Origin of the sequence: Acetobacter sp. UBA5411, from assembly GCF_002409645.1 — a bacterium.
GTDB lineage: Bacteria > Pseudomonadota > Alphaproteobacteria > Acetobacterales > Acetobacteraceae > Acetobacter.
Window position 1 is genome coordinate 183,272 of the sequence record NZ_DHNR01000019.1, and the last position, 13,064, is coordinate 196,335.

At 56.3% G+C, this 13,064-nt stretch carries 11 protein-coding genes and 1 pseudogene; 4 read left to right on the top strand and 8 right to left on the bottom strand.

The window, feature by feature from the left end; translation table 11 throughout:
• Positions 1-44: 44 nt before the first annotated feature.
• A complete protein-coding gene (gene folP, locus B3759_RS06005; RefSeq protein WP_291364629.1) occupies positions 45-1,076 on the top strand; it encodes a dihydropteroate synthase in 1,032 nt (343 codons plus the stop codon).
• A gap of 10 nt (positions 1,077-1,086) precedes the next feature.
• On the opposite strand, the gene cysE is transcribed toward folP, so the two are convergent.
• The 7 genes from cysE to B3759_RS06040 all read right to left on the bottom strand — a co-directional run bounded on the left by cysE (position 1,087) and on the right by B3759_RS06040 (position 8,425).
• Positions 1,087-1,905, bottom strand: coding sequence for a serine O-acetyltransferase (cysE, locus tag B3759_RS06010; protein ID WP_291364631.1), 819 nt, complete (start codon positions 1,903-1,905; stop codon positions 1,087-1,089).
• A gap of 91 nt (positions 1,906-1,996) precedes the next feature.
• Positions 1,997-3,373, bottom strand: coding sequence for an MFS transporter (locus B3759_RS06015; RefSeq protein WP_291364633.1), 1,377 nt, complete (start codon positions 3,371-3,373; stop codon positions 1,997-1,999).
• A gap of 121 nt (positions 3,374-3,494) precedes the next feature.
• Positions 3,495-3,641, bottom strand: a complete 147-nt coding sequence (locus tag B3759_RS06020) for a hypothetical protein (protein WP_155877637.1) — start codon at positions 3,639-3,641, stop codon at positions 3,495-3,497.
• A 217-nt stretch (positions 3,642-3,858) separates the two neighbouring features.
• Positions 3,859-5,058 carry an MFS transporter gene (locus B3759_RS06025; protein ID WP_291364636.1) on the bottom strand — a complete coding sequence of 400 codons (1,200 nt, stop codon included), beginning with the start codon at positions 5,056-5,058 and terminating at the stop codon, positions 3,859-3,861.
• 8 nt (positions 5,059-5,066) lie between these two features.
• A complete protein-coding gene (locus tag B3759_RS06030) occupies positions 5,067-5,978 on the bottom strand; it encodes a TauD/TfdA dioxygenase family protein (RefSeq protein ID WP_291364638.1) in 912 nt (303 codons plus the stop codon).
• Between the two features lie 41 nt (positions 5,979-6,019).
• Positions 6,020-7,132, bottom strand: a complete 1,113-nt coding sequence (locus B3759_RS06035; protein WP_349679292.1) for a TonB-dependent receptor domain-containing protein — start codon at positions 7,130-7,132, stop codon at positions 6,020-6,022.
• Complete coding sequence (locus B3759_RS06040) at positions 7,133-8,425, bottom strand: TonB-dependent receptor plug domain-containing protein (protein ID WP_291364640.1); 1,293 nt, start codon at positions 8,423-8,425, stop codon at positions 7,133-7,135. It lies immediately after the preceding gene.
• 327 nt (positions 8,426-8,752) lie between these two features.
• Here B3759_RS06040 and B3759_RS06045 point away from each other — a divergent pair, with 327 nt between their 5' ends.
• From B3759_RS06045 to groL, 3 genes are all read left to right on the top strand, one after another.
• Positions 8,753-9,700, top strand: a complete 948-nt coding sequence (locus B3759_RS06045) for a LysR family transcriptional regulator (RefSeq protein ID WP_291364642.1) — start codon at positions 8,753-8,755, stop codon at positions 9,698-9,700.
• A 346-nt stretch (positions 9,701-10,046) separates the two neighbouring features.
• Positions 10,047-10,340 carry a co-chaperone GroES gene (locus B3759_RS06050; RefSeq protein WP_099347412.1) on the top strand — a complete coding sequence of 98 codons (294 nt, stop codon included), beginning with the start codon at positions 10,047-10,049 and terminating at the stop codon, positions 10,338-10,340.
• A 56-nt stretch (positions 10,341-10,396) separates the two neighbouring features.
• On the top strand, positions 10,397-12,040 hold the full coding sequence (gene groL / locus B3759_RS06055) for a chaperonin GroEL (protein WP_018308472.1): 1,644 nt from the start codon (positions 10,397-10,399) through the stop codon (positions 12,038-12,040).
• A gap of 607 nt (positions 12,041-12,647) precedes the next feature.
• On the opposite strand, the pseudogene B3759_RS06060 reads toward groL, so the two are convergent.
• Positions 12,648-13,064, bottom strand: a pseudogene (locus B3759_RS06060) (hypothetical protein); the annotation flags it as partial.

Genomic DNA, 13,064 nt, shown 5'->3' on the forward strand with positions numbered 1-13,064 from the left:
GTCTGATTTATACAGAGGTCTGCTTCAATCAGGCGGAGTGACCGATGGATACCGTGCGTCTTATCGAGCCGATCGGTCTTGTGCATGGACCGACTGCGGATGCTGTGGTCAAAGCCGGTGTCGCTCTTCCTTTGGCTGGCAGTAGAACAGGCTTCACGCTTATAAGGCTCATTGAGGGCGACAGAATCTCAGATCCAATGCCAGTCGAGCGTATTCCTGACGGATGGCAGCTGGAACTGGAGCGCATTACGATGCGACCTCCCGACGCAGGGCTCCCGCCGGGGCCGGTTGTGATGGGTGTCCTCAATGTCACACCGGATAGTTTCAGCGATGGTGGCCGCTATGTGGATCCTGCCACTGCCGTAGCTCATGCTGAACAACTGATCCATGACGGCGCACGTATTCTGGATATCGGTGCAGAAAGTACGCGTCCCGGCTCAGCGCCCGTATCGGTCGAAGAGGAGTGGACAAGGCTTGAACCGCTACTGCGGGAAATGTCCGCTCGGGGCACCTGTATTTCCGTGGATACCCGCAACGCACGAACCATGGAGGCTGCTCTGGACACGGGTGCCAGCCTGATCAATGACGTGACGGCTCTTGCACATGATCCAGACGCTCTGCCTCTTCTGGCAAGTCGCTCGTGTCCCGTTGCGCTGATGCATATGCGTGGGACTCCCGAGACGATGGGAAGCCTCACGACCTATAGAGATGTGGCGATTGATGTGGTGAGGGAGCTTGGCGACAGAATAAACGCTGCGGAAAAAGCGGGCATTTCCCGTGATCGTATGATCGTGGATCCGGGAATTGGTTTTGCAAAAACCACTGAACAGAATGCCGAACTGATCCGCAGGCTACCTCTGTTCGCCAATCTTGGTTGCCGCGTGTTGCTCGGCACCTCCCGCAAACGGATGATCGGCGCACTTGCGGGGGTGAGCGAGGCTGTCTCCCGCGATCCGGGAACCATCGCCTCGTCATTGCCGGGGCTGGCGCTGGGAGACACAATCCTGCGGGTGCATGACTGTGCCGGAATGACTCAGGCCATGCGGGTGTGGGAGGGAATTTTCTCCCCAGCCTGATCTCTGAGGATCAGATGATGTAATCAATTGGCGGCAATGTCTGGTCCATGGTCAGGGACGGCATTTCCTTGAGACGCGTTCCCACTTTCCGTGCAGGGTTGCCGACGACCGTGGTGTAAGGCGGCACGGCTTCCAGAACGATGGAGCCGGCTCCCACCTTGGCGCCTTCTCCAACTTCAATCGCTCCCAGAACCTTCGCCCCGGCTCCAATCAGCACACCACGGCGGATTCTCGGATGCCGGTCGCCAGCGTGCTTACCGGTTCCCCCCAGAGTCACGCCCTGAAGCAGAGACACATCGTTTTCGATGATCGAGGTTTCGCCGACCACAATTCCGGTACCATGGTCGAACAGGATGCGTCGGCCCAGCTTGGCGGCGGGGTGGATGTCGACAGCAAACAGTTCGGACGCCCGGCTCTGAAGGTGCTGTGCAAGGTGGCGTCGGTTACCGTGCCAGAGCCAGTTAGCTACCCGATAGCACTGGACAGCGTGGAAACCCTTGAAGAACAGAAAAGGCGTCACATAGTCGGGGCAGGCGGGGTCACGATCCCGGATGGCCTGCAAGTCGGCGGCTCCGGCGGCGATCGTGTCAGGCGTGTCCGCGTAGCATTCCAGCACCAGACTGGTCAGTTGCTCAATGCTTACATAATGGTCGCCAAGCTTGCGACCGATGAGCGCCGCCAGAGCTGTCGCGAAGCTGGAATGGTTTTTGATGCCTGTGGAAAGCAGCCCCATGACAAGCGGATCGCAGCAGACCTGGGATTCCTGAACCATCTGCTTCCACAGGCTATTCAGGTTGATGGGAGCCTCTGCGGTGTCAGAATATGTCATTGATGGAGAGGTCCGTTGACTGGATGGTGAAAGGTAACCGTCTGAGAAATTTTGAATTTTATAGACTGCCCCCGAAGACCGCAACGAAGGGTCATTTCCGGCGGCTGACCATGCGTGAAGCGCTCAGCAGGGCCGCGAGGCCGGCGCAGAAGGCGGCTCCGTCAAGACACACAAGACTGCCGCTTATGGGAACGAGACGCAGGATGAGTGCTGTTCCAATGCCGCCGAAGGTCTGTCCGCTTTGACGGGAGACCTGCACCATACCGCTTGCTCCACCTTCACGTCCGGCTGCGGCAGTCAGCAGCATCGCCCGGTTGTTGGGAACCTGAAAGACGCCAAATCCGAAACCGGCCACGCCGATGCGCCAGGCGACATCGAAAGCGGTGGGTGAAGCTGGCAGAAAACGCAGGGCAAGAAAGCCGATCATGGCACAGATCAGGCCGATTGAGGAAAGGATTCCAGCGGGGATTTTATCGGCGATACGACGCGTGACGGAGGCGGAAACGATTAGTCCGAATGCCCACGGCGTCATCAGCAGCCCTGTGGAGGTGGCACTCCAGCCGTAATGATCGTGGAGCGTAAACGGCATGGAGATCATGAACAGGTTCGAGCCGATATAACTAATGATGCCGACGACAAAGGCGATTCTGAACCCGAGGCCCCGGAGGAGATCAACAGGCAGAATAGGCTGAAGACTTCCTGCTTCCTTGTGGATGAGACTGCCCATGGCCGCCACACCAACAACTAGCATGGCGAAGGCGAGCATCGCGCCGTCGGAGTGGGCGACCGAGTTCCCGCCGAGACCGAGGGCTGTGACGGCAATAATGCAGAGCACGGCGCCAATAGGGTCCGGCATTTCTTTCTGGCGAGGCGTTATGGGCAGGGAGGTCGCCGCAAGCACAAAGGTCAGCGCACCAATCGGCAGATTGATCCAGAAAAGCCACGGCCAGTGTGCGACAGCCAGAATCATGCCCGCAACGGTCGGGCCGAGAGCCATACCGACACCGACAATCAGTGTGTTAACGGCGACACCTTTTCCGAGTTCTTCAACGGGATAGATGAAACGGATCAGGGCGGAGACGACGCCAAGCATGGAGGCCGCACCAAATCCCTGTATGGCGCGGGCGATGGTCAGCACCGGCAGGCTGGGCGCAAGAGCGCATCCAATCGAGGAGACGATAAAAAGCGCGATCCCCATCATGCACATGCGTGCATAGCCGATCCAGGCTCCTGCGGCGGCCAGCGGCAGGAGTGATGACAGGCTGGCGAGCTGGTAGGCATTCACCACCCAGACCGTGTCGGAAGCGGAGCTGTGCAGGTCCGCCCCAATATCGGGAAGCGCGATATTGGCGATCGCATAATCGATCTGGGCCAGCAGAACGGCGAGGCAGACTGCTGTCATCGCCTTGAAACGCGCTGCACCGTAAAGCCCGGTTGCCGGAGAGTGTGTTGGCTCTGAAACTGTCATCCCGCTGACCTTATCCTCATGGGAAGGATTCTCAGAACAGGACAACGTCTGGAAAGCGCTTGGTACCTGTCACAGGCGGGTGAAGATCCCCTGTCTGGAATGAGAGGGGAGATTGCAGAGGTCAGTGCTTCACCGACTTGAGGCCGTCCTTGTAGCCGAGTGCTTCCCACTGCTGCTGCTGAGTGAGGTGATGATTGGAGGAGCCTCCGAACCAAGAACAGCCGGAAAGGATGAGGCTACAAAAGCCCAGAAGCAGAGCGCGGTGCATGATCCCTGACATGATTTGAGTTTACGATTCGTATGAAGGATGTACCAGAAACGCTTTGGAAGCGAGAGACAGCGCGTATTCGGAAGGCAGGGCGAGGCATTGAGCCGATGTCGTCGGTCTTCATCTTCTCCGAATGAGTGGGAATGACAGGCTTCTCTGGATCATTGACCGTCACTCAAACGGGGCTCGGTATAAGTGGCAGCGAGCATCTTCTGCTTTATTCCCCGCTTCTGACACGGGAATGAACAAGGGGGCGGAGGAGCAGGAAGGCTCCGACGCACGAGATCAGTCCCAGCGGGCCAACGAACACATAGCTTCCCAGCCATTGTGCGATCGCGCCTGTGACAAGCGAACCTGCCGCCATATTCACGATCCACGCTGATGAGCACAGAACGGCAAGACGTCCGCCTGCATCGATCTGGTAAGCGACGCTGAGTATGAGCGGATACGCGATCAGCCAGCTGACATTGAAAACAATGAGAGCGATGGCAAAGCCTGCTTCATTGGAGACGAGCGTGAGTGCAGCGCACGACAGCCCGCAGATGAGCAGGGCGACAGGCAGGCTCCGTCGGCGTGGAATGCGCGGCGCAAGAATGCCGAAGACGGTGTTGCTCACCGCGCAGGCAAGTGTCGCAATGCTCTGATATCGACCGTAAGTGACTGCCGATATTCCGATTTCATGGGCGGCGCGTTCGATGAAAGGCCATAGCGCCAGACTGCCGAAACTGAACAGGGAGATCGCTGTCAGCACAATCCGGCCATCGCTTTTTAACTCGTTCCACTGGACTGGTGCCTGAAGGTGTTGCGCGACTGGTCGATCAGGCAGCAGACTTCCGCCTGCAATGGTGAACAGCACGGCCAGAACAGCGAGCATGGTAAACATGCCCGGCGTACCATGATGCGTTCCAACAACGGGTAAGGCGAGATTGATCAGGGTGTAGACAATCGTCTGGACGGCCAGACCTATGGACAGCGCACGCGTGGGGCTGTCCGTGCGGGCTGCTGTCAGGTTCAGCGCCGTATTCGCCAGACCGAAACCCAGTCCGCATGCCACACGCGTGATCAGAAGCGGGATAAAGCTGTCCAGAAGAGACGAGGAAAACTGTCCAGCCCCGATCAGCGCTCCCGCCGCAAGCGCCAGCCGCCGGGGACTGAGGCGGACGACATGCGGCGCGATGAACAGCATTGTCGCGGCGTAGGCCAGAAGCTCCACCATGCTCCACACGCCCATCTGAAGCGGCGAGAAACCGAACAGGTCGATTAGTCCACCGATCAGATAGGGAGTGAAGTTGTTGCCGAGGTGGGCCGTTGCAGTAATGGCTCCGAGAGCCACGACCAGCGCGACTGAAAAAGGAATGGATACAGTCCCTTTCCGTATCGTGCCGGAAACAGGATGTGTGCTGCTGTTTACTGACACAATCTGATTCACTTGGCGGGAAGAAGCTGACGGCTATATCGGCCATCAGTGGAAAGACTGGGTTCGCCACGCAGGGTAAGGCGCTGCATCACGCGTGGATAATTGCCGTAATCGTCCAGCGCATAATGTTGTGTGCTCTGATTATCCCAGATGGCTACGTCTCCCTTTTTCCATTGCCAGCGAACGGTATTTTCCAGACGTGTGATGTGTGTCTGGAATATCTCGAACAGATGACGGGAGTCCGATAGGGAAAGGTTAGAAAATTTCTTGAAAAATCCGCCGAGGATTAGAGATTTTTCTCCGGATATCGGATGCAGACGTACCAGTGGCTGTTCCGCTTCAAAAACGGAGGAGGCGAACGTCGCATGATAGGCATCCATCGCCTGATCCGGACGTGTTTGATTAACGGCGTAGTCGTAATCGTTGGAATGGATGGACCATAGTCCGTCGGCCAGCTGTTTCAGATGATCTGGAAGATGTTCGTAGGCTGCGGCTGTGTTGGCCCAGACCGTATCGCCACCAAAGGGAGGCACGTTGACGGCACGCAGGATGGAGACGGCGGGATAGGATTCCAGAAAAGTCATGTCAGTATGCCAGACATTGGCTTTCCCTCCATGCTCTGCGCTCAGTTCCAGCAGATGATCGCCTGTCTGTCCCGGCGCGGTGGGATGACCGACAGGTTCGCCCCATGTCTTGCCGAATGCTGTCTGCGTGGCGGCATCGACGTGATGCTGGTCACGAAAAAAGAGAACCTTGTAGTGCGTCAACGCGTTGCGGAGGGCCTGAATGGTGTCGGGACTCAGGTCGGACGTGAGGGCAAGTTCCTGCACTTCCGCACCGATGCGCCCAGCGATAGGCCGTAGTTTCAGGTCGGTGGCTACGTTGACGGGACGACGGGAAGAAATCGTATTCTGATTCATGACTGTTTCCTGCGGAATAAGTGTTCTGAAGGGCGTTGAGATCAGAATTCTGCCTTGATGGAGCCGAAAAACTGTCGCGGAGCGCCAACCATGAAAGACTGGTAGTCGCCGGAAACCGGGTTGCCGTTTTCACCCATCGTCGCGATGTATTTCTGGTTAGCCAGATTATAGATATCGAAGGAAAGCGTTATATTTTTTACAAATTCAAGATTGCGGTTGTATTGCGCCATCTTGCCGAAATTATACCGCATGCCCAGATTTTCCAGCCAGTAACCGGGCGCTTTCATGTCGCCGACATAGCTGAAATTGCGTTGGCCGAGATATTGGGTGTCGATATGTGCTTCGAACCCGCCATGACTGTAGGACAGGCTGGCTTTGTACATAAAGCGCGGATAGTTGACGATCTGCTGACCATGGGTGGCGTAGGTCGCGCCAGCTTCGACAAGGTTTTCACCATAAGTCGCGTGATTATAACTTATACTGTTGTAAAGTGAGACATCACGCAGCAGGCGGATTGTCAGACCGGCATCAACACCGTTCATGGTCACGGACCCGACATTGGCGACCGTTGAGATCGGATTGACGATTGTTCCGGATGTTGTCTGTTGCAGGCGGTTATGAAAATCCGTGTGATAGGCATAGACCGATGCAGACAGGATCTTGTCGAGGTAGCGATAACCCACGGCATAATTCCAGTCGGTTTCCGGTTTCAGCCCGCCACGGATCTGATTGAACTGGCTCTGGGTGACAGCAAAAGGCGAGGCTCCCTGTTTGTAGGCGGCCACCGGGTAGGCTTTCATGTTTTCCGAGATATCGAAAAACAGTTCGTGATGACGGAGGAAATGCCAGTCTGCGCTGATATGCGGCAGAAAGGCGCGGGCCGTTGTCATGCTGCCAGCGGCAATGGCGTCTGTTCCTGTGTAGGATGCGTCATTGGCGTTCTGTCCTGCTCGCACGGTTTGCAGCAGGGATTTAAAGCCGAAATGCAGGGCGAGATTTTCGAGCGGGTGGTAAGTGTCCTGCACGAACGCCGTAAAGCTGTTGGAGTTGAAGGTCTGTGACCAGAAATCCTGATAGCCGGCGGGCAGGGTGCCGAGTGCATTTATGGGCGATCCCTCTCCGAGAAGAGGCTGCTCAATACCGTAACGCCCAATCTAGGTATGGAAATTTTCGTACCAGACGCCAGCGCTGATATCGTTGTGGGCTATCGTGTAGGTCAGCGCGGATGTGAAACCGTATCTCTGCGTGTTGCTGGCGTTGATCTGCTCCGCCAACGGCGCTCCGTTGGGCGAAGTGAGATAAGGCGTTGTCCACCCACCACGTCTGTACTGCCCATGTCCATAAATGGTCGTTTTCCAGCGCAGGGCGTGTGTCAGGGAGAAATCCGCAGTCAGGCCGCCGAGATAGTCCCGTTCCGCCGTGACGGCGTCATAATAGGACGCATCCCACGGGTCGGACATCCGTGAATAACCGGCAGGAATAGCGCCGCCGGGGAGATTGTTGAGAGACAGAGCCAGTCGGTAGGCCTTGGCATAACCGTCGGGCGTTCCGACGAAGTTATCAAGTTTGTAGCCGCCGTTCTTCAGCATGTCGAAGGACATGTCCTGATAATTATACAGATCCTTGTCGGACCAGTCGAAGAAGGTTGAGATCCGGCTATCCTGACCAATAGGCTGGAGGAACTTCGCATTGACCTGCTGGGCGAACTGATTACCGCCGCCTTTCCATTTGTCGGTATTGTTTCTCATGTAGGAGACATAGAAGCGCGATCCGATCTGGTTCAGGTCGCCGCTGTCGGCACGAATGAAGGTGTGATAGGCGGCGTTGCTTCCGAAAGTCTGTGCTGTCGTCAGATGATGTTCGTGCGTTGGGTCGGATGAAAAATACTCAAGTGAGCCGCCCAGATTTGACGTGCTGGCGACGGATTCCGCGCCTGCGCTCATCGACATGTTGACGCGACCGACATTTTCGGAAGCGATGGCGGCTGTCGTATTCAGCCCATTGAGAGAGCGGAATTCCTGATCACCAAGCGGTATACCGTCGAGCGTCATGCCAATCTGGTTCTGCAGGAACCCATGCATGTAGAACTGGGCTGACCATGTATCCAGACCTTGTGGATCGGCAGACTGGAACATCACGCCCGGACGGGTTGCGAGCACTTTCTGTGGATTTGTGCCCGGCACAGATCTCGCGAGCACTTCCGAGGAAATCGTTTCAGTGATGCCGCGGGCGTAAGAGCGTCGTGCGCTGACTGTCAGTTGTTCAGGGTCTTTCTGTTTGACTGATTTCGGACCACCAACCGGTTTGTGCGACGTTGCGTGCGGTATGCTTGCGCCGCGCTGATTGCCTGCTTTGTGGGAGGTATCGGTGGCTGCGACAGCCACGGAGTTGGCCGATATGAGAAAGGCCGTTGCGACCGTACCGTTCAGAAGAAAATGGAATTCCATAGCCACAGGCCTTTTTAGGAAAATGCACGAGCGATGATTGCTCGGGCATTGAATGGGAGAGAGGCGGGGCGTGGCTTTAACGACAGGGCATCGTGGTATGGATTATATGGATATTATCCGATTTATTTTCGTTGATTATTGTGTTGCCTGGATGGCTCTGGAATTGGATTCCATGGTGAGAAACGACACGGGACGATAGGTGGGGCATCGACTGGATTCCGTAAGGGACGAAAAGTATCGCACTCTGATGGTGTATTTCAATATTAACCACGAAATATGATTGTTTGTGATGTAGTGCGTTTATTATGTGTGATATAATCCTGAATTATGACACCTTACGTAGTGGAATATGTGCTTGCCCATCTCCGCCTGCTGGAAGCTGTGGGCAGGCTGGGCAGCTTCAGTGCCGCAGCCGCTGAACTGGGCGTGACGCAGCCGAATGTCAGTCGACAGATCGGGCAGATAGAGCGCGTGATCGGTCATCCACTGTTCACACGTGGACATCGCGGTGTGGTTCTGACGGAAGCTGGCCGTTTGCTGTTCGACGCCGCGACCGAAAGCACCGGGCGCATTCGCACCTGTCTGGGAGAGATCGCTGCTACGGCGGCAGGGCGACGACAGATCGCCGTGGTCACCGATTACGGGTTTGGCGCCACCTGGCTCATGGAGCGTCTGTCAGACTTCGAACGGATTTGTCCCGATGTGGAGGTTCAGATCGTCACAACGAGAAATCTGTCCGAGACGGCGTCTGGCGATATTCGACCGGATGTTTCGATCCTGTTCGAACAAGGGCCCGTTAAAGAAGAAGATCCGGTTTTCCAACGAAAAATGCTTTTTCAGGAAGAAGTCTATCCTGTGTGTGGACGGACTTATCGGGAGCAACATGGGCCATTCGATAGCGTGGAAGAGATACGGAAGGCTCAGCTCCTGCACCTGAAAGGCGATGGGAAATTGTGGCTGAACTGGGAGAGCTGGTTCCGGAAGGTGGGGAGCGATCGTCCGCAGATACTGAGTGGCCAGTTGAGCGTGTTTCGCTCATTCAGTCATTTCCCACTGCTCATGCAGTCAGCCTGTCAGAACGAAGGTATTGCTCTGGGCTGGCATCCCCTGATTGATACGGCGCTGGAGACGGGACAACTGGTCAAACTCTGGCCGACGCCGGTCAAAAGCGAGAACGGCTATGTCCTGACGCTGCATCGGCGAACGAGCCAGGAAGCATCGGCTTTTTATACATGGGTCATCTCGCAAGCAGAGAGCGATCATGTTGTTCGATAGGAGATGCCACTTCTGTTGATACGGACGTTTCTGCTTCTATCCATCAAGAGAGAAAAGGGCGGTTTTCAGGGGAAGCGAGCTACGTTCGCATGCAGTCAATTTAAAATAAAAATTTCCTAAATTTTCTTGGCGGTGATTTAAAAAGATCTTGTTAAATTCTTGTAATTGGCACTCACGAGAGAAAAGTGCCGAACCGCCTTGACACCCCCTGTAGGCACACCTATCTCCATATGTGGCACTCCCGGGGTGGGAGTGCTAACGCACCGCGGCGTAGAGCGCGTGGCACGCGGCGACGTTGCTTTAGAAACGAGGGCGTCGTCCCAAACAGAATGTGGAGCAATCCATAATGACGAAATTCCGTCCCCTGCACGATCGTGTAGTGGTTCGCCGTCTTACAGGCGAAGAAAAGACAGTTGGTGGCATCATCATCCCTGACACGGCCAAAGAAAAGCCGATGGAAGGCGAGGTTGTGTCCGTTGGTCCCGGCGCACGCAACGAACAGGGTCAGGTTGTGGCTCTCGATGTGAAGGCTGGTGATCGCGTGCTGTTCGGCAAGTGGTCCGGCACCGAAGTCAAGATCGGTGGTGAAGAGCTGCTGATCATGAAGGAAAGCGACATCATGGGCGTGATCGCCGGCTGATCACCGGCTTCTGATCCCCCTTAAAAGTTCGTTTTCATTTTCAAGGAGAATTCCCAATGGCTGCCAAGGACGTAAAGTTCGGCGGTGAAGCGCGTCAGCGCATGCTGCGTGGTGTCGACATTCTTGCCGACGCCGTAAAAGTGACACTCGGCCCGAAAGGCCGTAACGTCGTGCTCGACAAGAGCTTCGGCGCGCCCCGTATCACCAAGGACGGTGTGTCGGTCGCAAAAGAGATCGAGCTTGCCGACAAGTTCGAGAACATGGGCGCCCAGATGGTGCGCGAAGTTGCGTCCAAGACCAACGACGTGGCCGGTGACGGCACCACCACAGCGACCGTTCTGGCTCAGGCGATTGTCCGCGAAGGCCACAAAGCCGTTGCTGCTGGCATGAACCCGATGGACCTAAAGCGTGGCATCGACAAGGCTGTGGCCGCTGTCGTTGAAGAGTTGAAGAAGAACGCCAAGAAGGTGACGTCTCCGTCCGAGACGGCGCAGGTCGGCACGATCTCCGCCAATGGCGAGAAAGAGATCGGCGAGATGATCTCGCTGGCTATGCAGAAGGTCGGCTCCGAGGGCGTGATCACGGTTGAGGAAGCCAAGGGCATCCAGACCGAGCTCGACGTCGTTGAGGGCATGCAGTTCGATCGCGGCTACATCTCCCCGTACTTCGTGACCAACGCGGAGAAGATGACGGCTGATCTCGACAACCCGTACATCCTCATCCACGAGAAGAAGCTGTCTTCCCTGCAGCCAATCCTTCCGCTGCTTGAGTCTGTTGTGCAGTCCGGCCGTCCGCTGGTCATCATCGCAGAAGACGTCGACGGTGAGGCTCTGGCCACACTGGTCGTCAACAAGCTGCGTGGTGGTCTGAAGATCGCTGCTGTGAAGGCTCCGGGCTTCGGTGATCGCCGCAAGGCCATGCTGGAAGACATCGCCATCCTCACCGGCGGTCAGGTCATCAGCGAAGACCTCGGCATCAAGCTCGAGAGCGTGACGCTGCCGATGCTCGGCACGGCGAAGAAGGTGCACATCTCGAAAGAGAACACCACCATCGTTGAGGGTGCTGGCAACGCGGACGACATCAAGGGTCGTTGCAACCAGATCCGCGCTCAGGTCGAGGAAACAACCTCTGACTACGATCGTGAGAAGCTGCAGGAGCGTCTTGCGAAGCTCGCCGGTGGTGTTGCTGTCATCCGCGTCGGTGGTTCCACCGAGGTTGAGGTGAAAGAGCGCAAGGATCGCGTTGACGATGCCCTGCACGCAACCCGCGCTGCTGTTGAAGAAGGCATCGTTCCGGGCGGCGGCACGGCTCTGGCTCGTGCTTCCACGGCTCTTGGCCACCTGCACTACCACAACGAAGACCAGAAGGTCGGCGGCGAAATCATCCGCAAGGCTCTTCAGGCTCCGCTGCGTCAGATCGCGCACAATGCGGGTGAAGACGGCGCTGTCATCGCAGGCAAGGTTCTGGAAAACAGCACCTACACCTTCGGTTTCGACGCACAGGCCGGTGAATACAAGGACCTCGTCGAGGCTGGTATCATCGACCCGATGAAGGTTGTCCGTACGGCTCTGCAGGACGCAGCTTCGGTTGCTGGTCTGCTGATCACCACGGAAGCCATGGTCGCCGAGCGTCCGGAGAAAAAAGCTCCGCCGATGCCGGGCGGTGGCGGAATGGGTGGCATGGGCGACATGGATTTCTAATCCACTCGTTCAGACACTGTTTCCGGAAGAGGGAGAGCGGTTTCGCTCTCCCTTTTTCTTTGGAGTGAGAGGTAGAACTGAGCAGCGTTCTTTTTTTGGCCGACCGGGATCAGAAGGACTTGCCGTATGTGGGGCGAGGTCCTTAAGAGCCTGTGGTTTTTTGCGTGCTTCGTGATTATTAAACTACGGACAGAGCATGGCTCTGCCGTTTTCTCGTATGAGAGAAATATCAAGCATCAAAGCGACTGATTTTTTGGGAAGCAGAGGTGAAGCCAAATCCTGCCTGCGCCGTCCGTATTCAGGTTGGCGTGGAAAGGTGCCTTGCTGATGGAGTGCAGCCGATGGACGGTTTGATGCTTGTCGTCCCCCTATTTCGATGAAATGAGTAGAAAAGACGCGCCTATAGACTTTCACACTTAAGGATTACAGGTCACTCATCGTCAATGAGTTCTGCAAGAGCCGCAACTGTTTCATTCAAGGCGACAGGGCTGGATTGAGGTGCCGTATTTCAGAAACCTCATCCATCAGTGGCCAGTCTTGCGCACATGATCTGTGGTATACAGTGCAGCGATATCAAACTGGCTGCAGAGAACCCAATAAGACTGTCTCAGATGCCGTCCATCATGCTGGCCAGCCGATCAGGATGCTCGGTTATGACAATATCCACCGGCTCATCGAGAAGCTTCTGAGTTGCCAGAAGATTGGCGCTGGGATCAGGGCTGTAAACGATGACCGCGTCCGCATCACGATGTGCTGCTGCAAACAGTGAGGAAGAGGCGTTGGCTGGTAGATAGAGAGCGTAGGGATGGCGTCCCGCCAGCAGCTTTGCCTTGTGGGCATCGGACGCGGACTGCACCGGCATCGCCACGACGACAGCGCGGTCAGCTTCCAAGGCGTCATGGGCGGACATGAGATCATGAGCCATCAGAACGGCTCTTTTTCTCATGCCGGTCGCCCGGAGTTCCTTCACCACTTCGGTCGCAGGAATGCCGCGGAGAGACAGCATCACCAGTTCATGCCGCTT